Origin of the sequence: Zhongshania sp. R06B22 (genome assembly GCF_040892595.1) — a bacterium.
In the GTDB taxonomy this organism is placed as follows: Bacteria; Pseudomonadota; Gammaproteobacteria; order Pseudomonadales; family Spongiibacteraceae; genus Spongiibacter; species Spongiibacter arctica.
On sequence record NZ_JBFRYB010000001.1, the window covers coordinates 234,009 to 255,869 of the forward strand.

The following is a 21,861-nucleotide window of genomic DNA, read 5'->3' on the forward strand; positions in this document are numbered from 1 at the left end:
TATAACCGCTAGGCGTTGCCAACAGGTTAAAACACCGCACCAAGGTCAATATAAACTCGTCAATGCTTAGGCCCCCGCTAATATCCACACACTTGTTAAAAGCACGCCTAGCAGCACACGAATGACCGACATGTGCCATTCTAGTAGTGATTTATCCCAGTATTTCCTGCCAGTAACTTTTCGCCTTCGCAGGCCATTTAGGCTTACACTATCTAAACTAAAATCAAAAAAAGCAGGGGAATCCTTTGACTACCAGCAGTATGACCGCCTTTGCCCACCAACGTTTTGACTACCCTTGGGGCAGCGTCACTTGGGAACTACGTTCGGTTAATCACCGCTACCTAGAGCTATCATTTAAGTTACCAGAGAACTGGCGACAACTAGAACCCAGTCTGCGCGACGCACTTCGCAGCAAACTCCAGCGCGGCAAAGTTGAATGCGCATTGCGGGTGCAACAACACAGCCAGCAGCAAGATCTGCAACTCAATGACGAACTCGCCAATCAAATTTTAACCGCGGCAAACGGCCTTAAAACTCATATTGCCCACACCGCCCCCATTAACGTCTTGGAATTACTGCGCTGGCCCGGCGTACTAGAACCACAAACCCTAGACAACGACGCCATAAGCAAACAACTAGTGGACGGCTTTAATACCGCGCTGGACGAACATATTGCCACCCGCCAGCGCGAAGGCAGCGCACTCGCCCAATTAATCGAACAACGCCTAGACACCATTGGAGATATCGTCACCGATATTCGCAGCAAAATGCCCAGCATTGTCATCGCCCAGCGCGACAAACTGCAGCAACGCCTCGCCGAACTCAAAGTTGAGCTCGACCCCAACCGCCTAGAAGCAGAAATTGCATTAATAGCGCAAAAGGCTGACGTAGATGAAGAGCTAGACCGCCTAGATACCCACGTCAAAGAAGTGCGACGAGTCATTAAAAAAGGCGGCGCCAGCGGCCGACGCTTAGATTTCTTTATGCAGGAACTCAACCGCGAAGCCAACACCTTGTCATCTAAAGCGGTGGTAGCGGAGAGCACACAGGCGGCGGTAGAGCTGAAGGTTTTAATAGAACAAATGCGAGAGCAGATCCAGAATATTGAGTAAGATTCTTGCTCAAGGGCGGACGGCCATTTGGAACGATGAGCTACCTGACGTTGCGCACCAGAACCACGCATTTAAGGCCATTATATTCTTAAAAGAGCAAAGTGACGTTTGGCTGGAGTATCTCAACACTCCTTTTGCTCGTGACTATTTTGCGGGGTCGAACAAGCAGACAACCAACTTGGTATCCATTAATAAGACCCAGCTCCGAGGGCGCTTGATTGCCATACCACCAACAGACGAAAAACAGCATCGTCGCCAAAGTCGATCAACTGATGACCCTATGCAACCAGCTCAAAGCCTGCCTGAAACGCGCCCAGTAAACCCAACTACATCTGACCGATGCGATGGTTGAAGAGGACTAAACCGATGAGTAAGGACGAGAAGTCAGACAAACAGCCTGCCGCGGAGGATCAACAACTTCCGCTGTTTGAATTCGATGCAAAAATCAAAGCACTAGCGCATCCACCAACAGCTGACGAGATCGCCAAGGCTGAGAGGAGTCCGTTTAGCAGGCACATCGTCTATGTCGATGAGAGTGGCGATCACAACTTGCAAACCATCGATCAGAGTTACCCCATTTTCGTGCTGGCTTTTTGTGTGTTCCACAAACGCCACTACAGCGAAGCCATCGTACCGGCGCTGGAGAAATTCAAATTCAATCACTTTGGCCACGACCAAGTAGTGCTTCATGAAAACGAAATTCGGCGGCGAAAGGGGATGTTCAATATCTTCCAGAGCAGAGAGCATCAGCAGTCCTTCATGGATGAACTGACCGAAATTATAGAGTTCAGCAACTTCATTTTGATCAGCGCTACGATCGATAAACGCTCCCTCAGCAAGCAAAGTGCATCCGACAACGCCTATCACATAGCTCTAAGAATGTGCATGGAAACGCTTTATGAGTTCTTGCAGGAAAAAGGCGAACACGAAAAGAAGACCCATATCGTCGTTGAGTGCAGAGGTAGCAAGGAAGACGCCGAGCTGGAGCTAGAGTTTCGCAGAATCTGTGACGGCAACAACCGTATGGGTATCTCACTACCTTTCGAGATTCTCTTTGCCGATAAGAAGGTGATGTCTTCAGGGCTGCAGCTCGCCGATTTAGTTGCTCGACCGATTGGCCTCAAGACATTGAGGCCAGAGCAAAACAATCGAGCCTTCGAGGTACTGAAGAAGAAATTCTACTGTGACGGGGGGCGCGAAGAGGTGGGTAAGAACTATGAAGGGCTAGGCATGAAAATTTTCCCTACCCCAAACAGCGAAAAACCCCGATGAAACCACCGAGGTTGTAACGCCGACCGGGTCTGCCCAATCCACTTGCGATGAATTATAGAGTATTTGCCCTCTATTGCAAGTTTAAAGCCCGCAAAATCTTTATCCTTCTCCTTCGGAACTACTCTCAATCCAGGTATCAGTTAAGTTAGGAGTCGCACTCTGTCGGGCGATATTAGCCTAACTGGCAGACCCAAGCTAATCGGTGGGCATAGAGGGACTCCAAGTAAAAAATCACCCATAATATCCTGATATATAATTATACTAAGTTGTGCTCTATGAGCAGATTCAGAATATTGAGTGATGCTAAAAGGGAATGCTTTTAAAAATAAAATCGACAGAAGGTTTCAGCTCTATGCCGCTCCGCGCGGCAAGGAGTTTGGCATGAGGTCTTCTAATAGCTCGAAATTCTGTCCTTAAATCGCTTGAAAGTCTGCCAAAGGGTGGCTGGCAACAAAAACAGAAGGCGAGCTTCAGCCGGTCTTTGGCCCGAAGATTAACCGACACCGAATATCTCCATCTTCCCAGCGTGAACCGTCATATTCCGCCAGCAGATGACAGCAAATGAAATTAGCCCTAAAACGCACGGCCAGATCAGCGTGTAAAAACGCCTAAGATCAAACATCGTCCTTCAATTTGATAGACCGTGACGGCCCTTCAATCAGGTCGTATAATCCCTAGCCTACATCGCGGCCACCACCGCGAACTCGATAAAAGGACGCCCTTTTCGCTATGCACAGTCAAGGTACGCTCTATACCATTTCAGCACCGTCCGGCGCAGGCAAAACCAGCTTAGTCGCGAAGTTACTAGCGCAAACTCCTCGGCTTGGAGTGTCGGTCTCCCATACCACACGCGCTATGCGACCCGGCGAACAGGATGGGGTGAACTATCACTTTGTGTCCCATGCAGACTTTCAGTCCATGCTAGATAAAGCGGCTTTTCTTGAACACGCGCAGGTGTTTGATAATTTTTATGGCACCTCACAGCAGTGGGTTGAGTCCCAACTAGCCACTGGCGAGGATGTGATTTTAGAGATCGATTGGCAGGGCGCGCAGCAAGTTAGGCGCTTAATGCCGGATACAGTGGCAATTTTCATTATGCCACCGTCAAAAGAAGCCTTGAATGAACGTCTCACTGGCCGAGGTCAAGATGGCAGCGATGTGATACAGCGGCGCATGGATGCCGCCGTCGCGGAAATGTCCCACTATATTGAAAGCGACTACCTGGTGATTAATGACGATTTCGATACCGCACTGGCAGATTTAGAGGCCATTGTTCGCAGCCGTCGCCTAACCTTGGCGAGTCAGGAGCTCCGTCATCGAGTTTTACTTTCTGCGCTACTGTCATAAGCGCTGGCTATTTGTTAAACTAAGCCCCCATTAACAGCGCGCGATTTGTGCGCTGATTTTATTTAGTCCGCAGGATACACATCATGGCCCGAATTACTGTAGAAGACTGCCTACAAGCCGTCGATAACCGCTTTGAATTAGTTATGGTTGCAAGCAAGCGCGCCCACGCACTGGCTACTGGCGGCAAAGAAGCACGGGTTCCAGAAGAGGGCGACAAACCAACTGTTATTGCCTTGCGTGAACTGGCTGAAGGCAAAATTACTCGCGAAGAAGTGATGGCGGCGAATCCTACTGCAGAAGACCAGGAATTAGATCTGAGCGCTGAGCTAGGCGCTAGCTCACTGTAACTCTGCGTCTATAGGGGCGCCAATGCATCAATACAGTTTTTTCAATCCAAGTTACGGCAAGAAAGAGCCGGCCGGATCGATTGACGCCCTTGCAAAATCTCTTGCCGACTACCTCTCGCCTGACCAGATAAAGCAGGTTAAGCGGGCCTATTATTACGCTGAACAAGCCCACGAAGGTCAAAATCGCCGCAGCGGTGAAGCCTACGTCACCCATCCATTAGCTGTAGCCACTATCCTGTCTGAAATGCATATGGACGCCCAAAGTTTAATGGCGGCCATGCTCCATGACGTCATTGAAGATACCAGCGTGACCAAGCAGGGCCTCAGCGATCAGTTTGGCGATGTGGTAGCAGAGCTGGTTGACGGTGTATCTAAGCTGACCCGTATCGAGTTTCAATCTAAGGCCGAGCAACAGGCAGAGAACTTCCAGAAAATGGCTTTGGCCATGGCGAAGGACATTCGTGTCATCTTGGTAAAACTCGCAGACCGCCTGCACAATATGCGCACCCTCGGGGCGATGCCCGCCGAAAAGCGCCGTCGCATTGCCCGCGAGACCCTCGAGATTTACGCCCCCATTGCGCAACGTTTAGGCATGCACAATATTCGTGTTGAATTTGAAGACCTGGGTTTTATGTCTACGCATCCCATGCGTGCCCGGCGTATTCGCAAAGCGATTACCACCCGCTTCGGTGATCGAAATAAGACCATCTCAAGCATTCGCGAAAACATTGAAAATTGCCTGACAGAGGAAGGCCACACCGCCAATGTGATTGGCCGTGAAAAACACTTGTTTAGCATTTACACCAAGATGCGCAACAAACGGAAGTCCCTAAAAGAGATTATGGATCTCTATGCGTTTCGCATTGTGGTTGACTCCGTTGACTCCTGCTACCGAGTTTTAGGTTGCGTACACAGCCTATATAAGCCCGTGCCGGGACAATTCAAAGACTATATCGCTATTCCCAAGGCAAACGGCTATCAGTCTTTGCACACGGTGCTGTTCGGTATGGAAGGTGTGCCCATTGAAATTCAAATCCGCACCCACGATATGGAAGAAATGGCCAATAACGGTATTGCCGCACATTGGCGATACAAGTCTAACGATCAAGAACCAAAGCGTAATTCCAGCCATGCCCGCGCTCGTCTATGGGTACAAGGCTTACTGGAAATGCAGGAGCGCGCTGGCGACTCCCTGGAATTTATCGAGAACGTCAAAATCGATTTATTCCCCGATGAGGTCTATGTCTTCACCCCCCGTGGCGACATTATGGAATTACCTGCAGGCGCCACCGCGGTTGATTTTGCCTACGCAGTCCACAGTGACATTGGCAATAGCTGCGTGGCCTGCCGCATAAATCGCCGTTTAGCGCCATTGTCGGAAACCCTGGAAAGCGGGCAGACCGTTGAAGTGATCACCACACCAGGCGCGCAGCCCAATCCCGCGTGGTTACAATTTGTCGTTACTGCCAAGGCCCGCACGGGTATTCGCCACTACCTTAAATATCAGCGCAAAACTGAGGCGGTTAGCCTTGGCCACCGTATGCTAGAGCGCGCCCTAGCCAGCATGGATGAAAATCTAGCTGATCTAGACGACAAGTACTTAATACAACTGGTGGACTCCACCCACGCCAAGTCGACCGACAACATATACGAACAAATTGGGATGGGTAACCGCGTTGCGTACTTAACTGCCCGCCAATTGATTAACTTGCGTGATGAAATTCGCGATGGCGACGAAAAGTTGCGTGCGCCACTAACCCGACAATCCATGGTTATTCACGGCACTGAAGGATTCCTGGTTAACTTTGCTCGCTGCTGCTACCCCATCCCCGGCGACCATATTGTCGGCATAGTCAGCTCTGAAAAAGGCGTGGTGGTGCACTGCGAAAACTGTCACAACAGCATTGAACTTAGCAGCCAACCAGAACGCGTGGTACCACTGAGCTGGGCCGAAAATATCGACCGCGACTTCTCTGTGGAAATGAAGGTCGAGATTTCCAAACAGCGCGGTATTATTGCGGTGCTGGCAACCCGCGTAAATGGCGCCGACGGCAGTATCGAGAAAATTAGCGTAGAAGAAGAAAACCCAAAAATCAGCACGATCCATCTTATCGTTGGGGTGCGCTCGCGGGTGCATTTAGCCAATGTGATGCGCCGAGTTCGCAACATCCCAGCCGTTATCAAAGTCACCAGAGAGCGCAATTAACACCATCAAGCCGCCTCACTCCCATTTTATTACACCTTGTAAGGACAACACTGTGAGTAACAAAGAAATCATTGCAACGAATAATGCCCCACAAGCTATTGGCCCCTACTCCCAAGCCGTTAAAGTCGGTAACACCGTGTATTTATCCGGTCAAATACCGCTTATTCCCGACACCATGGAAATGATTGAAGGCGGTATTACCGAGCAGGCAACACAGGTATTTAAAAACCTGTCAGCCGTGGCCGAAGCTGCGGGTGGCAGCTTAAACGATGCTGCCAAAGTGAATATTTCACTAACGGATCTTGGCGAGTTCACGCAGGTAAACGAGGTCATGATGCAGTATTTTAGCCACCCTTACCCAGCTCGGGCCTGCGTGCAAATTGCCGCGCTACCGCGCGGCGCGATGATTGAAGTGGAAGTGATTTTAGCGCTGTAAGTAATGCCCGCCTGATTAAGCTCCACAGTAGCGCTGGCCGATAACACCCTCGGCCAGCTCCCACTTTACTATGCTTTTAATTTACGCCATTCATTTAACACCGGCACAAAGCCCTGTCTGAATGTTGGATATTTCATTTGGTAGCCGCTGTCGCGCAAGCGTTTATTGGAACAGCGTTTACTGCCGGCACGAGTCACTGGCTGACCGTTACCCGCGTAAACCACGCCCAGCTCCGCCGCCAACCACGCTTGAACATCTTGGATACTTGCCGGCTCGTCATCCACACCAACGTAGCAGCTTGCTATCGACGCTTGATCTTCAACTAGATCGATCAAGTGGCTAAGAAATCCAACACAATCGTCCCGATGAATTCTATTACTGTAATGCAGCGGCTCCGGCGGCGCGCAATCCCCATCGATTACCTTGTTCAGCATCTGCAAACGCCCAGTGCCATAAATACCACCAAAGCGGATATTCGAATACGGCCATCCAGTGGCTGCGACGGCGCGCTCGGCACGCAGCAGACTCTGCCCCGAAAAACGACTGGGCTCAGTGGCACTTTGTTCATCTATCCATTCATTATTGGCTTGCGCGTACACCCCGGTACTGGAGACAAACAACACCAAACGCGGAGGCTCAGCCATCGCCGCGAGTAAATTATTAAGCCCTTCTTCAAATATCGCCCGGTAGCCTTCCGCGCCATTGCCTGCGGGCGTTAAGGTAATCACCACATAGTCTGCCCGCAAGGGAGCCAAGTTTGCTAAGCTTTGCGGACTGCACACATCTGCCGCCAATGGCGTGATACCGGCCGCCAGCTTGTCAGTATTTCGGCGCATACCCTGTACACACCAGCCACGCGCCAGATAGATTTCTGCCAAGCCATTACCAATATCACCACAACCCACAATTAAAAGTGATTTTTGCTCATTCATGCCCAAGTGTCCTCTGCTGTGAATGCCGCCTCGAGTCGGTCATAATCGATGTTAAGAGGCGGATCATCGCCGCTTTATAAATCCTGCGCCGATCTTAGCATTTTAATAATCACGAGGACGACCATGACTACGCCCGCGACCCGACGAATTGTTAGCGTGAACAAAGAAGATCACAGCCTGAGTATCGCCACGGAAGCGATGCCCAGCCCAGCCGCAAATGAAGTCCTAATTAAAGTAACGGCCGCGGGCATAAACCGGCCCGACCTTATGCAGCGCTACGGCCTATACCCAGCACCTAGTAATGCTAGCCCGGTATTGGGCTTAGAGGTCGCGGGTGAAGTCATTGCCGTTGGCAGCGATGTTCGCCGCTGGAAAGCCGGCGACCTAGTTTGCGCCCTGTGCAATGGCGGTGGCTACGCCGACTATACCGTCGCACCGGCCAGCCAATGTCTACCGATTCCCCAGGGTGTCACAACTCGAGACGCCGCGGCATTACCAGAAGCGCTGTTTACGGTTTGGCATAATGTGTTTCAACGCGCCAATTTAAAGGCCGGTGAAAACTTTTTGGTTCACGGCGGCAGCAGTGGCATTGGCACAACCGCCATTCAACTTGCCAGCGCCGTTGGCGCCCACGTTTACACCACCGCAGGTAGCGCCGAAAAATGCGCGGCCTGTGAAGAGTTAGGTGCGATTAAAGCCATAAATTATAAAACTGACGACTTTGCCCTCGCACTGGCAGACACCCCAAACCGCAAAGGCATGGATGTCATTTTAGATATGGTGGGCGGCGATTATGTGCAGAGAGACATTAACCTCGCCGCCGAAGATGGCCGCATCGTATTTATCGCCTTTCAAAGCGGCTTTAGCGCCGACATTAATTTCCTGCCGGTACTAATGAAGCGGCTTACCATTACTGCGTCTACCCTGCGCGCGCAAAGTGGCGAGCAGAAGGCAAAAATGGCAGCCGAAATTGAAGAGCGCGTTTATCCGCTAATCGCAGCAGGCAAATTTTCTCCGCTCATAGACAAGGTGTTTCGCTTTGAGGACATTACTGAGGCCCATGCACGCATGGAGGGTGGCGAACACATCGGAAAAATTCTGATCACGTTTTAAACGACGCATCAGAGTGCTCAGCTAGCATTGCCTTTCGCAATCGAGAATGTACTATTAAGCGCCATAGCGCTTGGCTATTGAACTGGATAATTTATGACCTTGACCGAATTGCGCTACATTCTCGCCTTAAAAGATACCGGCCACTTTGGTAGAGCCGCCGAGAAGTGCTTTGTCAGTCAACCCACCCTCAGTGTCGCTATTAAGAAGTTAGAAGACGAACTCGATATTCCACTGTTTGAGCGCAGCCGTGGCCAAGTACAGACCACCCCCGTTGGCGAGCAGGTTATTCAGCAGGCAAGAATTGTCCTCGAACAGGCCAATCATATTCGCGAGCTGGCCAATCAAGGCAGGGACCCTCTAGGCACACCCTTGGCAATAGGCGCCATTCATACCGTTGGTCCCTATCTGTATCCGCGCTGCATTCCTCTGATTCGCGAACACGCGCCAGAGATGCCGCTGTATATAGAAGAGAATTTAACCGCGGTACTACGGGAAAAATTACGCGCCTCAACATTAGACGCCATTATTGTTGCGCTGCCGTTTAACGAAAGCGATGTGGTCACCCAGCCACTGTACGAAGAGCCCTTTGTGGTGTTGTTACCCAGCGACCACCCTTTGGCCAAAAAATCTGCCTTGCATCACGATGATCTCGTTGACGAAAATGTGCTGCTATTGGGCGAAGGCCACTGCTTCCGCGACCAAGTCATGGCCGCCTGCCCTGGCCTGAGTAAAACCTTTGCCAATGGCGATCGCCTGCTGCAATCGGTTGTAGAGGGAAGCTCATTAGAGACGCTAAAACACATGGTGGTGTCTAAACTTGGCATTACAATATTACCGCTGTCGGCGGCACAAGTTGCACCCTATGGCGACGGCGTATTGTGCACGCGGCCCTTTGCCAATCCGCCAAGCCGCACTGTTGCGCTGGCGTGGCGCGCTAGCTTCCCTCGTCATCAGGCCGTCGCTGTTATTAGCAAGGCGATAAAAGCCACTGCGCCCGCCTTCGCGGCCAGCGCAGACTAATGACTCAAGCACTAGATCAGATTAGCGTAAATACCCTTAAAGGGGTGGGGCCACGATTGCAGGAAAAGCTGGCGGCGCTGGGCGTCACCAGTGTGCAAGATTTACTATTTCATCTTCCGCTACGCTACCAAGACCGCACTCGCATCACGCCCTTAGGAGCCCTGCAACTCAATACCGACGTGGTGTTCGAAGGCACCATATTACTTTCAGACATTGTATTTGGTCGGCGTCGCAGCCTCGTTTGCCGGCTGCAGGACAGCACCGGCACCACCACGCTGCGGTTTTTCCACTTTAATGCTGCACAGAAAGCCCAGCTCATCCCCGGCACCAAACTGCGCTGCTATGGTGAGGCGCGCCGTGGTAGTGGCGGGCTGGAATTTTACCACCCCGAATACACGGTTATAAGCGACGACACTCCAATTGCAGTAGAAGAGCGACTGACACCGATCTACCCCAGCACCGAGGGGTTTGCCCAAACGAGCTGGCGCAAACTATGCGACCAAGCACTGCAATACCTAGACCGCCACCCAATTACAGAATGGCTGCCCAGCAACGCCTTAGCGACGAACATCGGCGACAATCGATGGACATTGGCTGAGGCGCTGCGCTATTTGCACCACCCACCCAGAGACGCCTCAATAAGCCAATTACAAGACGGACGCCACCCTAGCCAGCGGCGCCTAGCCTTCGAAGAATTACTCGCTCACAATCTTGCCTTGCAGGAATTACGACGCGAAACCCAGCGAGCAGGGGCTCCCGCATTAAACGGTCCGAGCGCAATACAAAAGGCATTTCTAAATCAGCTTGGCTTTACCTTAACCGGCGCCCAAAAACGCGTCGCGACAGAAATTGCCAAAGACTTACGCAGTGAAATTCCTATGCTGCGCTTAGTGCAAGGGGATGTTGGCAGCGGTAAAACCGCCGTTGCCGCCCTGGCCGCACTGCGGGCGATTAGCAGTGGATATCAAGCAGCAATTATGGCGCCAACTGAAATTCTAGCCGAGCAGCATTATCAGAATTTTAGTGATTGGCTTGAACCCCTGGGCTTAAACGTTGCGTGGCTAACCGGCAAACTCAAGGGTAAGGCACGCCAAGTGCAAAATGACGCCATTGCTAATCATGACGCTCATCTCGCCGTGGGCACCCACGCCCTGTTTCAAGCCGATGTAGAATTTGCCAAGCTCGGCCTAGTTATTATTGATGAGCAGCATCGCTTTGGTGTTCATCAACGACTGGCCCTAAAGCAAAAAGCAGCCGCTAATGTGGGCCAGCCCCACCAGTTAATCATGACCGCCACCCCAATACCCCGCACTCTGGCCATGACCGCCTATGCCGACCTCGATACCTCCGTTATTGATGAACTACCCCCTGGCCGCACGCCGGTGAATACCGTGGTGCTCGCCAATGACCGCCGCGACGACGTGATGGAGCGCCTGCGCGCAGTGTGTGCCAGCGGCCAACAAGCGTACTGGGTGTGCACGCTAATAGAAGAATCTGACAAATTACAGGCCCAGGCAGCTGAAGCTAGCTGGGAGCTCTTAAAAGAAACCTTACCCGAGCTAAGCGTAGGCTTGGTGCACGGGCGCATGAAGCCAAAAGAGAAGGCCGCGGTGATGGCAGAATTTAAGGCCGCCAAGCTTAATTTATTAGTCGCCACCACGGTGATTGAAGTCGGCGTAGATGTACCCAATGCGTCGCTGATGGTAATTGAAAACGCTGAGCGCCTTGGCCTGGCCCAATTACATCAGCTGCGCGGCCGAGTTGGCCGTGGCAGCCGTCAGAGCTTTTGTGTGCTGTTATATCAGTCACCGCTGTCTCGCAATGGCAAGCAGCGTCTCACGGCGCTCCGCGACAGCACCGACGGCTTTGTTATTGCCGAGCAAGACTTGCAACTGCGCGGACCAGGTGAAGTGCTGGGCACGCGGCAAACGGGCTTAATGACCTTCAAAATTGCGGATTTACAGCGCGATGCAGATTTACTTGATGAGGTGCGAGCCCAGGCCCAAAGCATCATGCAATCCCATCCCAGCCACGTAAAACCGCTGATACAGCGCTGGCTGGCAAACCGCACGGTGTATGCTTCGGTTTAAGAATTACCGATAAGGGCCGATATAGACTATATACCAGCTGTGTATGTGCACATCCGACTTCTGCTATGCTCTACCCATAACACGGCGGCAAGATTACTAGGGGAAAATAGCTTAATAATGAGCAGCGATAAAGACATTCAAAGGCGACGATTCTTTCGTTTGCCTTACCCCAGAACCGCCCAGCCGCCGCTGCGCAGCGAAGACGGCAGTTCGTATAAAGTACTAGAGATCTCTGAAAAAAGTGTGGTGTTAGAACTACACCGCGGCGAACCCTTCGAAGTAGGCGAAGCCGTGTGCGGAAAAATTATCTTTCACGACAATCAATCAGAATATATTGAGGGGATGGTTTACCGGCTTGATCCACGTGGTGCGGTGGTAACCTTGAATAACAACATCAGTTTTCATAATGTTATGCGTGAGCAATCCTATATCAACAGCCACTTCCCCTTGTTTTTCAGGCAAAAAATGGCGGGAAAGCCCAACCCTGAGCACAGCTCTGACGATCAGTAAAACTCATACTCCAGCATTAGGCGAAAGGTATAGTCTGCGCTGCTTTCATCTAAACCAAACACTGTGCCGACTTCCCAGCGCAAGCTATTCGCATCTTTAAGCCGCATCGAACCCACTAACACAGGGCCAATACCGCGATAGTCTTCTGCTGCATAAAACTCCAGGGCTGGCTCCAACATTGGTCGATAACGATATCGCGCCTGAAGGGAGAGCGCAGTTTCAAATTCATCACCCGTTGACTCGCTAGACTCATAAATAATACTGGCATTCATAGTACCGACTATCGCGCCCCATTCTTTTAAGGCAATAAGAGTGCCGGCAAGTTCTTCAACGTCGCTGTCTCGACTGTGCTCATACTCAATAAGAGCGCCCCAATCGACCGCGTACTCACCCTGCTCTGTCATTTGCCAGCGCGCCTCTAATTCATAGCCGCTCAAGCGCTGTGCATCATCTTCCCCCTGAGCGGTGAGATACACCTCGACCGCCACGCTGTCATTAACTGCCGCGCCAAAACCCAGGCGCTGAATGATAAATCCGTCGGGCGCTTGCAGGCCGCCCTCGGCGTGACTCAGCCTATATTCCAGTTCTTTTTCCAGCAGATTTACATAGGGTTCGTAAATTTTGTCGACCGCTAAACCGTCGGCATGCCCTAGTGTCACCACGCTCATCAGCAACGCAAATAAGGCGCCATATTTATACATTCTAAGACTCATTATTTGATCACTTCCGCGATGGTTTGACGACGTCGACAATAGCCATAATAAGCTAACATCAATCCGCTCATAGAGACTGTGCCAAACACATACAGAATTAACTGCGCCGGTGCCGGGGTCGCCTCGTAGCCAGCAAGGGCATACAATATTTGTCCCGTAAGCCCCTCTTCAGAGAGAAATCGGGTGGTATCCCAGAGCTGACCATCCGGCAGCAAGTCTGCCTGAATTAACATCTTGCCAGCCTGCAACATCATCCCACTGCCAACCATTGTCAGTAAAACACAGCTGATTAGTAGCGACCGCGCCAGTGAAAAGCTTAACAGCCAATAATACAACAGCGCGCAGCAGCTCATGCCAATACCGAGACCTATCAGCGAACCGCTATACAGACTTAGACTTGCGTGCGGCACACTTCGGAACGCCGACAAGTAAATATAAATCTCTGAACCTTCCCGCGTCATGACGCAGGCAATAATGACAATCAGTATCGCCCGAAAAGTATGACTAAGAGCCTGTCGCTGATAGTAGTGCCGTATAAACTCCACGCAGATGTATAATAGGCAGATATAAATAAATATTTGTAAACCAGCATCGACGACCTCCTGTCCGATACCGTCAAACAAATTGGAAATAAATCCCAGCTGACTACCGATGCCGATGGAGCCTAGTAAGCCACCTAACACTCCCCACTTAAACCACTTACGCGCTATACCAAGCTGAAAGCACAGCGACAGTAAAATACTAATGAGCAGAGCCGCCTCAAGCACTTCCCGAATCACAATGATCACACTGGTTAACAACATTCAAAACCACCTTTTAAAACCGCGTCGGCCTGCCTTTTACATCTATTCAGCAATGATTTTACCCTGTGCACTTTTCGGATTAAATTCACCAAAAAACGGATATTCCCCCGGAGGCAAAGGCCCGATAAAAATGACGGCACGCCGACCACCCAGTATCACTTTTTCACGATTTAGCTCGTAACTTTCGAACTCCTCTGGGGTTGGGTCTTCATTTTTCACCCATAATTTAATTTTGATATTAGCGGGTATAACCACCACAGCAGGCTCAAATAAATGCTGTCTAATAACTAATTCAAATTCCGGCTTACCGGCAAAGGCAGGCAAACTGCTAAGCAGACAGAAGACCAAAAATACCGGCGGACTTATTCTCATCATTATTCCTCGCAAGCCAGTCACTTCCGCTCTCCGTATCTACCGAGTGTTAAACTTTTTTGGGTCTTGATCGCGGGCGTACCTATAGGGAAATCAACGATGACGGCGAGACCACAACCATTGTCGCCGACCGTCATGGAAATACTTGCACTGTGTAGCTCCGCAATATGTTCCGCAATAGAAAGGCCAAGACCGCAGCCACTGACGCCGGAGTTGTGACGGTCACCACCGGCGCGATAAAAACGCTCAAACACCCGAGTTTGAACATCCGCTGGAATACCGGGTCCGTTGTCGACAACCCTGAGACGGGTACCAGCTTGTAGGACCTCAATATCGACCTTTATAGAACCGCCGCGCTGGGTATATTTGGAGGCATTGCTGATTAGGTTTTGAATTAATATACCCAGTGCAAAGCGATCACCATTTACCTCGCCATCAACGCCGTGTAATTCAATCGTCTGATCCTTGGCTACAAAATCCGGATATCGATCAGCAATGATTTCTCGGCTTAAAGCCGCCAGAGACAGGCGCTCAAATTTGGCGGGATAATGGTCTGGTGTCGTGCGATGCAATAACAACATTTGCTCAACTAAATGGGCCAAGCGGTCAACATCGTGTTCTAAACTGAGCACCGACTCATTGTCGTCGCCATACTCATCTCGTAAATTATGCAAATGGATTTTAATCGCGCTAATCGGGGTACGCAGTTCATGGGCGGCGTCGGCGGAGAATCGGCGCTCGCGTTCAAAAGAGGCATTCAGTCTTCGCAATAGGGAATTGACCGACTCTATTACCGGCATCAATTCACCGGGAGCGTGGCCAACATCCACAGCACTTAAATCATCGGCGGCTTTACGCCTTAATATCCCTGCCAACACCGCGAGACTTTTTAAACCGTGGCCAATAATCAACCAAATTAATAGGCCAGCAACCGGCAGCACCACGATTACCGGTACAATTGATTCCAGAATAACGCTCTCTGCCAGTCGGTAGCGAAGATCCAAACGCTCCGCAATCATTATGCGATGACCATTCACAAAGTTAAAATAACTTAGCGTGCGCCAGCGGTAACCATTAAAATTATTTTCACTGAAACCTTCGTTAGCGGCTATATATTGATCCGGGGCATGAACAGAGTGCCAAACCAATTTCCCCTCGGCATTAAACAACTGAAAGACCATATTATCGTCGTCTGGCGCCGGCGCATTATTGCTTGTCCGCAAGGGCACTGACGACAGCTGTAGCGCCATCGACGCCAACTTTTGATCAAATAGATTTTCTGCTTCTGCCATGCTCGAGCGATAGCCATGCAGTGCGGCGATAAAATTAAGCAGCATTAACGCCGACAGAACACTGACCAATAAAAATCGGCGCAGTGAATTCACTCAGTGCTCCCAAGAATGAAGCCAACACCGCGAATATTTTTGATTAGTGTGTGGCCTAATTTCTTCCGCAAATTATGAACATGTACATCCACCGTATTGCTTGTTACTTCATCTCCCCAGCTATACAGTTTTTCTTCTAACTGCTCCCGAGAAAAGACTTGGCCTGGACGGTCAGCCAGGGCGCGTAAAATTGCGAATTCGCGGCGAGACAATTTTTGCACTTCGCCATCTAATCGCACTTCGTGACTCGCAATATTAATTAAGACATTGCCAATTTTAAGTTCTGGTTCGCGCACTGGGGTATTGCGACGCGATAGCACGCGAATACGCGCTAGTAATTCTTCAAAGGCAAAAGGCTTAGTGAGATAGTCGTCTGCACCCGCATCCAAACCCGAAACTTTGTCAGTGAGCGCATCTCGCGCAGTTAAAATAAGTACCGGTATACCGGTCTGCAATTTGCGCAATTCTCGCAGTAGCACCAAGCCATCGATGTCTGGTAGACCTAAATCTAATATCAGCAAATCTAATTGGCCGGCTTCAAAATATCGCCGCCCCTCATTGCCGCTGGCCGCGTGGTCAACCGCATACCCTGCACGCCGCAGGGCTTTCACTGTGCCATCAGCGAGCGATATATCATCCTCAATTAACAAAACTCGCATGAATCGACTACACCACCTTTACTAAGTCATTTTCGTTTTTGTTGTTCGGTAATTAATTCCAGCACTTCTCGACGACGTTCTTGGTCTGCGTAAGCTCGTCCGATACGCCTTGGCGCAGCGTGCGCCAGCTCTAAATACTGCCGCGCCTTACCGAATTCGCGCTGATCTAATAAATACAGCGCGTAAAAATAATTACTATCAATATCAGCTGGCGCCATGGCCAAACCTTCAAGTAAGTAGGCCTCGGCCTTTTTATCACTGCCAAAGGCAATTGGCCACGGTGGAACTTGAAAATACAAGGAGCCGAGACTGGTGCGCGCTGCAGCCTGCAGTGAACCGCCCCCTAATGCTATAGCATGCTCTAAATCGACTTTAGCTTCTTTTACCAAGCCCAGCGCGCCTAAACCACCTTTGACGCCGGCATAGCTTGCTTTAATTATGCCTCGCCAAACATAAAGGTCCGGATCAGCTGGCGACGCCTGCACGAGGCTATTTGCCCGCTCTAGCAAAACATCGAAGTCCTTCTCCTGCGACTTCTTATCTGCGGGATACTGAGCCTGCGCCCATGCTGTCTGCAGTTCGGCAACGCCGGCAGACGGCATAAGCTGGATAACGGCTTCTGAACTGCTCACTTCGACGTCATTACAAAACCCCGGCGAGGCTCCCATCAATAACAGCATTGCTAGGGTATAAGCACCAGTCATTTTTTTCATCAATAGCTATCCTATTTGATGGGCAAGCTATCACTAATGAGCGACGGTTTGGCATAGCGTAGAATAATCGCCAACTGTTTTTTCAGCGCTCCGGATACCACTGCCGGAAATAAAGCATTAAGACGGACAAAAAACCGCTCTGGCCACCCCAAATAACGATTACTGCTGTTGCGGCACGTCAGGAGCTTAAGTGCCGCTTCTGCCACCACTTCTGGTTCATCGGCCGCGTTACCCAGTTCGGTATTCATGGCCACCACTTTGTCTGAGTTCATAGCGGTCTTTACCGCTCTAGGCGCCAAGTAGTGCACCGCCAGCGGCTTATTAGCAAATTCTCGCTGCAGTGCCTCTGTAAAGCCCCGCAAGCCAAACTTGCTGGCGCAATACGCCGTAAAACCCGCGAAGCCAATACCCCCAAAACTAGAACCGACATTGATCACCGCTGCATTTTGACTGCGCAGTAACAAGGGCATGAGTTCTCTGCACAGGCGCATTGGCGCCAGCATATTTAACTGTAGCATCTGTTCCATTAACGCGTCGCTGGTGTACGCTAACAGGCCAAACGATGATACCCCTGCATTATTTACCAGCACGTCGATGGCCGGACCATCAGCAATGTCCGCACACAGCTCAACAATAGCTGCCGCCGAGGCTAGGTCTGCGACCACATAGCGATGACTTCGCGATCTGGCTAAGCCGTCTCTCAACTCAGCTAGGGCCTCGGCACTTCGGCCCACTAATACTAAGTTATGACCCGCCGATGCAAAGGCGACAGCCATCGCGCGGCCAATACCACCACATGCACCAGTCAGCACAATTGTTAACGCTGTCATTGACTTTTCCCCTTGTCACTCATTATGCTCATGCAGCGTCTTTAATATCGGCGCTATGCCCTAGCTCGCGGAATATATCGCCATATAGACTATAGAACATAGTGGCGCTGTGAGTAATTTGCGCCTGATCAGCCTCGTTTTCTATGCGATTCATCAAGCCCTTGAAAAACTCAACATGCTCAACATCCAATGCGCCATGGGAAGTGAGATAAGTGAACGCGCGCTTTGGCAAACCCAAGCTGCCGCGAATAGCCTCTGCGGCGCTATCGGCAATCGCGATACTGGTACCTTCAAGTACCTGTACCATCCCGAAAAAACCCAGCGGATTAACCCGGTTAATCATGTCGTAAGCGTAAGACACCATCAGCTCAGTAGCTGGAGCGGGACGACTATTGCGAACTAATTCGGCATCACCACCACAGGCGGCAATATCGTTTAGTATCCACTCCTGATGACCAAGCTCCTCTTCGATATACTCGGCAACGGCGTTGCGCAGCCACTCATGCTGTCCATCTAGACGGCCGCCGCAGGCCATTAATAGAGGCACGGTGTGTTTTACGTGATGGTAGGCCTGGGTTAAAAAGGCGATGTAATCGTTCAAGCTTAAAGCGCCTGCGACACCGCGCTGAATAAAATCAATGGTGTATAAAGACTCTCTAGCGGCAGTCGTGTCTGTTTGAAGTTGCTCGTAAAATCCCATTGCTTACTCCCTAACTAAGTCGATGTCCGCGATGTCTGCGGCAGTGGATGAAGATATTGCTAATGTTAAATTGACGGATTGAGGATCAATCACATCGCTGAAGCACGCTGTTACTAAATCGTCGTAGTGCGCCAAAATATCCTGACGACGCAGACGACCATTGGCGGTTAAAAGACCATCCGCGGTGGTAAATGGTTTGGGTAAAGCGACCCAGCGACGAATCTGTGCATAGTCGGGTAATACGGCGTTGCAGCGACTAATTTCACGGTTAATTTGCTCGCGGCTGAGACCGGCGGCTGGATAAATAAAGGCGCCGCAATATGGTTGCGCATCGCCGATCACCATACATTGAAGAATACTAGGGAGCGCCGACAACTCACTCTCTGGCCACTCCGGCGATATATTGCGTCCGTAGCTACTTACCAACAGGTTTTTACTTCGGCCACGGAGCCATAAAAAACCATCATCATCGAGCTCACCTAAATCGCCGGTTACGACCTCGGCACGTTCCGGTGCGCCAGTATCTAACTGCAAGTAGCCTTGATAGGCATTGCCGGCAACCATCACTTCGCCATCCACAATTCTGACACTACAATGAGGTAATACCTTGCCCGCAGACCCCGGCTTATCGGCGCCAGGGGAATTCACACAGACCACTGATCCACACTCCGATAGACCGTAGCCTTCATACACCGGCAGCCCAAATAAGCGCGCCCGCGCAATCAATTCCGGAGCCACCCGCGCCCCGCCAACAGCGAGAAACTGCAGGCTAGACGGTGCCTGCCACTGACCCTCATCACGGCACGCGATCAAGCCTTTTAAAATTTGCGGCAGCAACACCGCGCTATCGGGCTTGGTGATGGTTAATATTGACGCCAAGCCCTGAATATCCAAACCGGAGCTTCCAGACCAGCCCAGCGTAGCCAAGCTTGGTAGCATGACTTCGGCACCACGCAATAGCGCGCTATAAACACCGGCAACGTTTTCGAGGAGGGTCGCCAATGGTAAAACCGCGAGATGCCGACTAAGTGGCATCGCCTTTAATGCATCATTAAGAGCCGTCGCTGTTGCATATTGGGCCGCTACGGAAAGACACACTCCCTTGGGATTACCGGTAGAGCCGGAGGTATAGGTAATTTTTGCGGTGTCATAAGGTAGTGGCACCCGATCTATTGCCGCTGGCATGACGCGATAAGCCTTAATCGTCGATAAGCCAGAAAATGGCTGGGACCTCTCTAAAAAACGACTCCCAAATAAAGTCTTGCCAGTTACGCCAAACCCGCCCTGATCACTGAATAGCGCGTCTACGCCACTGCTATCAACCGCGTGACTTAACTGCTGAGGCGTAAAGAAAGCCGGCAGCGGAATAAGGGGTACACCGGCACACTGGCACGCTAAATCCACAATAATCCACTCTGGGCCATTGTCGGCCGCCAGACCGACGCGCTCTATACCCTGCGCCCCAAGCTCTGCGGCAATAGCATCTATTGCTGCCAGCATCTCACGGTAGCTTACAGAGCTGACGTCACCGTGAAGCGCGGTGCGATCACTAGACTCTGAGGCAAACTTGCGCAGCACCGCAATGATCTTACTCATACAGCGCTCGCAAACCTTGGCTATGATTACCTTCTGACAGCTGCGAATCGCAGGTGCTAAGTAACATGGCCGTCATCGGCTGCTTGGCAAAAATCTCAATTGCATTGCGGGCATTAACTGCGACCACTGCTGGCCGAGTGTCGTAGTAACTACCCCAATCAGCCAACTGCACACCTAGGCGCTCACCATTGGCCTCGCAAAGGGTGTATTGCTCCACTCGCAGGCGGCGCAGTAATTTCTGTACTTCTGGTGTTGCGGTAAATACCGCCCATTCGGCATCAGCGCGGCAAATCAATGAGGCGAGGGCAATAAACAGCATCTGACTGCTGCCGCGCCAAGTAGACACCAAATTACCTATCTCTACCAGACTGCTGCGCTCCACCGATCTACCGAGGATATCCCCCAGCAATATCTCGGCGGGCTTCTCCATATACTGCTCGACGAACAAGGCGTGACCATGAATACCGCGACGCATTCCGAGAACACCCGCAATACCAGGACCTGCCCGCATCAATAGTAGAAAAGGCAGAAACTCACGTAACTTGGCGCCATAACTGGCGGAGAATTTGTTAGCAATATAGGTCTCAAGCTCGGCACGCTCTGGCGCGTGGCGATTCACAATACTTAATCTCGGCGACATATCCAGCGCCTCATTGAGTTGAGGATTGGTATATACAGCGCCACGGAATCCCTGGGTAACCGCGTTAATCTGAGTCGAATGCATCTTTATGCCCTCACATGGAAATTTCATGCTTGTAGCGTAAAGGCCTATCGTTAAGAGAAACTTAAGGAAATTAGCTTGCTGTCAATAATTTGAAAGAAATCGGGCCCATTGAATAAGCGGCTCAGACCGCTTGCGGTATCCAGAAACAGACCTACAACCCGAGAATCACAGGAGATAGAGTCCGCTCATCAGGGGAGGTGTTAATAACCGCAAGGTCTTTATTCGAGCAGGGCGGGTGCCTAGATTGAATGGAGCGCGGGTGAGCATTACCGCAAGGGGATGGTATCGTGCCGTCGAGAAATTACGCCGCTAATAAGCGGCGTATATAGAAACATCTATTTTTGATTAAAAGGCTATCGAAAGAACATTTTAGCGCCTAGGCCAATAACATCGACATCCACATCATCTAGTTGATAACGGTCAAAAGTTGCCGTAATTTGAAAGGCTGGGCTGGCATTAAATGCAGCGCCGAACCCAAAGTAAGCATCCCTTCCGTCATCGTCACCGCTCGCCCCACCGCTGGAATCGCTGATCGAAAATTCGGAGTCCCAGCTTAGAAACCCCAATCGTGCGGTTAATGCAAAACCTGGTGAAAGAGCTTGCGAAAATAGAAATCCGGCAAAAACACCATCGGTTTCAATTGATGACTGAACCCTCCCTGGCGCGTAGAAGAAGGTGCCATTAGAATTACCGTCGCTGGTGACTTCACCTAAATCAATATACCCACCTTCAATCGCCAAATTATTTGTGAAGCGATAGCCCAAACCGAAGGCAAAGCCCTCCCCCTCGTTATCGAAATCAAATGAAGTTAAGCTGCCATCATCTAAAGATCCGCGCATTTCATTCTCTGAAACATCATAGTCGGACAGTAATACTTGAGCTATTAAATAACCGGCGGACTGGTCAGCATTAGACGTCATAGAACAGACCGCAAGCACTACCGCGCTTATAATATTTTTTGCTTTCATCATGGTTTTCTAC

General features: G+C 50.8%; 23 protein-coding genes. 11 read left to right on the top strand and 12 right to left on the bottom strand.

Translation table 11 applies throughout. The annotated features are described in order from the left end of the window. The first annotated feature begins 245 nt into the window (after positions 1–245). From AB4875_RS00975 to AB4875_RS01005, 7 genes are all read left to right on the top strand, one after another. A complete protein-coding gene (locus AB4875_RS00975) occupies positions 246–1,112 on the top strand; it encodes a YicC/YloC family endoribonuclease (protein WP_368374160.1) in 867 nt (288 codons plus the stop codon). Next, on the top strand, positions 1,105–1,464 hold the full coding sequence (locus tag AB4875_RS00980) for a restriction endonuclease subunit S domain-containing protein (RefSeq protein WP_368374161.1): 360 nt from the start codon (positions 1,105–1,107) through the stop codon (positions 1,462–1,464). Before AB4875_RS00975 ends, AB4875_RS00980 begins: the two co-directional genes overlap by 8 nt. 14 nt (positions 1,465–1,478) lie before the next feature. After that, complete coding sequence (locus AB4875_RS00985) at positions 1,479–2,384, top strand: DUF3800 domain-containing protein (protein WP_368374162.1); 906 nt, start codon at positions 1,479–1,481, stop codon at positions 2,382–2,384. Positions 2,385–3,113: 729 nt separating this feature from the next. Further along, complete coding sequence (gene gmk / locus AB4875_RS00990) at positions 3,114–3,731, top strand: guanylate kinase (protein WP_368374163.1); 618 nt, start codon at positions 3,114–3,116, stop codon at positions 3,729–3,731. Between the two features lie 83 nt (positions 3,732–3,814). Next, positions 3,815–4,078 (top strand): DNA-directed RNA polymerase subunit omega, encoded by a 264-nt coding sequence (gene rpoZ / locus AB4875_RS00995; RefSeq protein ID WP_368374164.1) that lies wholly within the window; start codon positions 3,815–3,817, stop codon positions 4,076–4,078. 22 nt (positions 4,079–4,100) lie between these two features. Then, complete coding sequence (locus AB4875_RS01000) at positions 4,101–6,284, top strand: RelA/SpoT family protein (protein ID WP_368374165.1); 2,184 nt, start codon at positions 4,101–4,103, stop codon at positions 6,282–6,284. A 52-nt stretch (positions 6,285–6,336) separates the two neighbouring features. Next, a complete protein-coding gene (locus AB4875_RS01005; protein ID WP_368374166.1) occupies positions 6,337–6,720 on the top strand; it encodes a RidA family protein in 384 nt (127 codons plus the stop codon). A 68-nt stretch (positions 6,721–6,788) separates the two neighbouring features. On the opposite strand, the gene AB4875_RS01010 is transcribed toward AB4875_RS01005, so the two are convergent. Next, positions 6,789–7,652 carry a Rossmann-fold NAD(P)-binding domain-containing protein gene (locus AB4875_RS01010; protein ID WP_368374167.1) on the bottom strand — a complete coding sequence of 288 codons (864 nt, stop codon included), beginning with the start codon at positions 7,650–7,652 and terminating at the stop codon, positions 6,789–6,791. A 123-nt stretch (positions 7,653–7,775) separates the two neighbouring features. On the opposite strand from AB4875_RS01010, the gene AB4875_RS01015 reads away from it, so the two are divergent. From AB4875_RS01015 to AB4875_RS01030, 4 genes are all read left to right on the top strand, one after another. Then, positions 7,776–8,765 (top strand): NAD(P)H-quinone oxidoreductase, encoded by a 990-nt coding sequence (locus AB4875_RS01015; protein WP_368374168.1) that lies wholly within the window; start codon positions 7,776–7,778, stop codon positions 8,763–8,765. A 93-nt stretch (positions 8,766–8,858) separates the two neighbouring features. Beyond that, positions 8,859–9,785 carry a hydrogen peroxide-inducible genes activator gene (locus AB4875_RS01020; protein ID WP_368374169.1) on the top strand — a complete coding sequence of 309 codons (927 nt, stop codon included), beginning with the start codon at positions 8,859–8,861 and terminating at the stop codon, positions 9,783–9,785. After that, on the top strand, positions 9,785–11,875 hold the full coding sequence (recG, locus tag AB4875_RS01025) for an ATP-dependent DNA helicase RecG (RefSeq protein ID WP_368374170.1): 2,091 nt from the start codon (positions 9,785–9,787) through the stop codon (positions 11,873–11,875). Before AB4875_RS01020 ends, recG begins: the two co-directional genes overlap by 1 nt. A 117-nt stretch (positions 11,876–11,992) precedes the next feature. Next, positions 11,993–12,385, top strand: coding sequence for a hypothetical protein (locus AB4875_RS01030; protein WP_368374171.1), 393 nt, complete (start codon positions 11,993–11,995; stop codon positions 12,383–12,385). Here AB4875_RS01030 and AB4875_RS01035 read toward each other — a convergent pair. The 11 genes from AB4875_RS01035 to AB4875_RS01085 all read right to left on the bottom strand — a co-directional run bounded on the left by AB4875_RS01035 (position 12,379) and on the right by AB4875_RS01085 (position 21,851). Further along, positions 12,379–13,098, bottom strand: a complete 720-nt coding sequence (locus tag AB4875_RS01035; RefSeq protein WP_368374172.1) for a hypothetical protein — start codon at positions 13,096–13,098, stop codon at positions 12,379–12,381. The two genes, AB4875_RS01030 and AB4875_RS01035, sit on opposite strands and share 7 nt — an antisense overlap. Further along, on the bottom strand, positions 13,098–13,901 hold the full coding sequence (locus AB4875_RS01040; protein ID WP_368374173.1) for an FTR1 family protein: 804 nt from the start codon (positions 13,899–13,901) through the stop codon (positions 13,098–13,100). The genes AB4875_RS01035 and AB4875_RS01040 overlap by 1 nt, the downstream gene beginning before the upstream one ends. Positions 13,902–13,943: 42 nt before the next feature. Continuing rightward, a complete protein-coding gene (locus tag AB4875_RS01045; protein WP_368374174.1) occupies positions 13,944–14,276 on the bottom strand; it encodes a cupredoxin domain-containing protein in 333 nt (110 codons plus the stop codon). A 17-nt stretch (positions 14,277–14,293) separates the two neighbouring features. After that, on the bottom strand, positions 14,294–15,658 hold the full coding sequence (locus AB4875_RS01050; protein ID WP_368374175.1) for a sensor histidine kinase: 1,365 nt from the start codon (positions 15,656–15,658) through the stop codon (positions 14,294–14,296). Next, positions 15,655–16,317 (bottom strand): response regulator, encoded by a 663-nt coding sequence (locus tag AB4875_RS01055; protein WP_368374176.1) that lies wholly within the window; start codon positions 16,315–16,317, stop codon positions 15,655–15,657. Before AB4875_RS01055 ends, AB4875_RS01050 begins: the two co-directional genes overlap by 4 nt. Positions 16,318–16,343: 26 nt before the next feature. Beyond that, entirely contained in the window at positions 16,344–17,030 is a 687-nt protein-coding gene (locus tag AB4875_RS01060) for a tetratricopeptide repeat protein (protein WP_368374177.1), read from the bottom strand. Between the two features lie 11 nt (positions 17,031–17,041). Beyond that, the gene (locus tag AB4875_RS01065) at positions 17,042–17,860 is read right to left on the bottom strand and encodes an SDR family oxidoreductase (protein ID WP_368374178.1); all 819 of its coding nucleotides are present in this window, start codon (positions 17,858–17,860) and stop codon (positions 17,042–17,044) included. 28 nt (positions 17,861–17,888) lie between these two features. Beyond that, a complete protein-coding gene (locus tag AB4875_RS01070; protein ID WP_368374179.1) occupies positions 17,889–18,560 on the bottom strand; it encodes an iron-containing redox enzyme family protein in 672 nt (223 codons plus the stop codon). 3 nt (positions 18,561–18,563) lie between these two features. Continuing rightward, on the bottom strand, positions 18,564–20,156 hold the full coding sequence (locus AB4875_RS01075) for an AMP-binding protein (RefSeq protein WP_368374180.1): 1,593 nt from the start codon (positions 20,154–20,156) through the stop codon (positions 18,564–18,566). Beyond that, complete coding sequence (locus AB4875_RS01080) at positions 20,149–20,907, bottom strand: thermostable hemolysin (protein ID WP_368374181.1); 759 nt, start codon at positions 20,905–20,907, stop codon at positions 20,149–20,151. Before AB4875_RS01080 ends, AB4875_RS01075 begins: the two co-directional genes overlap by 8 nt. A 326-nt stretch (positions 20,908–21,233) precedes the next feature. Next, positions 21,234–21,851 (bottom strand): outer membrane beta-barrel protein, encoded by a 618-nt coding sequence (locus AB4875_RS01085; protein ID WP_368374182.1) that lies wholly within the window; start codon positions 21,849–21,851, stop codon positions 21,234–21,236. Positions 21,852–21,861 lie beyond the last annotated feature (10 nt).

What these genes read in the sequence shown, in the direction of transcription:
- AB4875_RS00985 (WP_368374162.1), top strand. Translation starts at nt 1,479, where the DNA reads ATGAGTAAGGACGAGAAGTCAGACAAACAGCCTGCCGCGGAGGATCAA.
- gmk (WP_368374163.1), top strand. Translation starts at nt 3,114, where the DNA reads ATGCACAGTCAAGGTACGCTCTATACCATTTCAGCACCGTCCGGCGCA.
- rpoZ (WP_368374164.1), top strand. Translation starts at nt 3,815, where the DNA reads ATGGCCCGAATTACTGTAGAAGACTGCCTACAAGCCGTCGATAACCGC.
- AB4875_RS01000 (WP_368374165.1), top strand. Translation starts at nt 4,101, where the DNA reads ATGCATCAATACAGTTTTTTCAATCCAAGTTACGGCAAGAAAGAGCCG.
- AB4875_RS01010 (WP_368374167.1), bottom strand. Translation starts at nt 7,652, where the DNA reads ATGAATGAGCAAAAATCACTTTTAATTGTGGGTTGTGGTGATATTGGT.
- AB4875_RS01015 (WP_368374168.1), top strand. Translation starts at nt 7,776, where the DNA reads ATGACTACGCCCGCGACCCGACGAATTGTTAGCGTGAACAAAGAAGAT.
- AB4875_RS01020 (WP_368374169.1), top strand. Translation starts at nt 8,859, where the DNA reads ATGACCTTGACCGAATTGCGCTACATTCTCGCCTTAAAAGATACCGGC.
- recG (WP_368374170.1), top strand. Translation starts at nt 9,785, where the DNA reads ATGACTCAAGCACTAGATCAGATTAGCGTAAATACCCTTAAAGGGGTG.
- AB4875_RS01030 (WP_368374171.1), top strand. Translation starts at nt 11,993, where the DNA reads ATGAGCAGCGATAAAGACATTCAAAGGCGACGATTCTTTCGTTTGCCT.
- AB4875_RS01035 (WP_368374172.1), bottom strand. Translation starts at nt 13,098, where the DNA reads ATGAGTCTTAGAATGTATAAATATGGCGCCTTATTTGCGTTGCTGATG.
- AB4875_RS01040 (WP_368374173.1), bottom strand. Translation starts at nt 13,901, where the DNA reads ATGTTGTTAACCAGTGTGATCATTGTGATTCGGGAAGTGCTTGAGGCG.
- AB4875_RS01045 (WP_368374174.1), bottom strand. Translation starts at nt 14,276, where the DNA reads ATGATGAGAATAAGTCCGCCGGTATTTTTGGTCTTCTGTCTGCTTAGC.
- AB4875_RS01055 (WP_368374176.1), bottom strand. Translation starts at nt 16,317, where the DNA reads ATGCGAGTTTTGTTAATTGAGGATGATATATCGCTCGCTGATGGCACA.
- AB4875_RS01060 (WP_368374177.1), bottom strand. Translation starts at nt 17,030, where the DNA reads ATGAAAAAAATGACTGGTGCTTATACCCTAGCAATGCTGTTATTGATG.
- AB4875_RS01065 (WP_368374178.1), bottom strand. Translation starts at nt 17,860, where the DNA reads ATGACAGCGTTAACAATTGTGCTGACTGGTGCATGTGGTGGTATTGGC.
- AB4875_RS01070 (WP_368374179.1), bottom strand. Translation starts at nt 18,560, where the DNA reads ATGGGATTTTACGAGCAACTTCAAACAGACACGACTGCCGCTAGAGAG.
- AB4875_RS01075 (WP_368374180.1), bottom strand. Translation starts at nt 20,156, where the DNA reads ATGAGTAAGATCATTGCGGTGCTGCGCAAGTTTGCCTCAGAGTCTAGT.
- AB4875_RS01080 (WP_368374181.1), bottom strand. Translation starts at nt 20,907, where the DNA reads ATGAAATTTCCATGTGAGGGCATAAAGATGCATTCGACTCAGATTAAC.
- AB4875_RS01085 (WP_368374182.1), bottom strand. Translation starts at nt 21,851, where the DNA reads ATGATGAAAGCAAAAAATATTATAAGCGCGGTAGTGCTTGCGGTCTGT.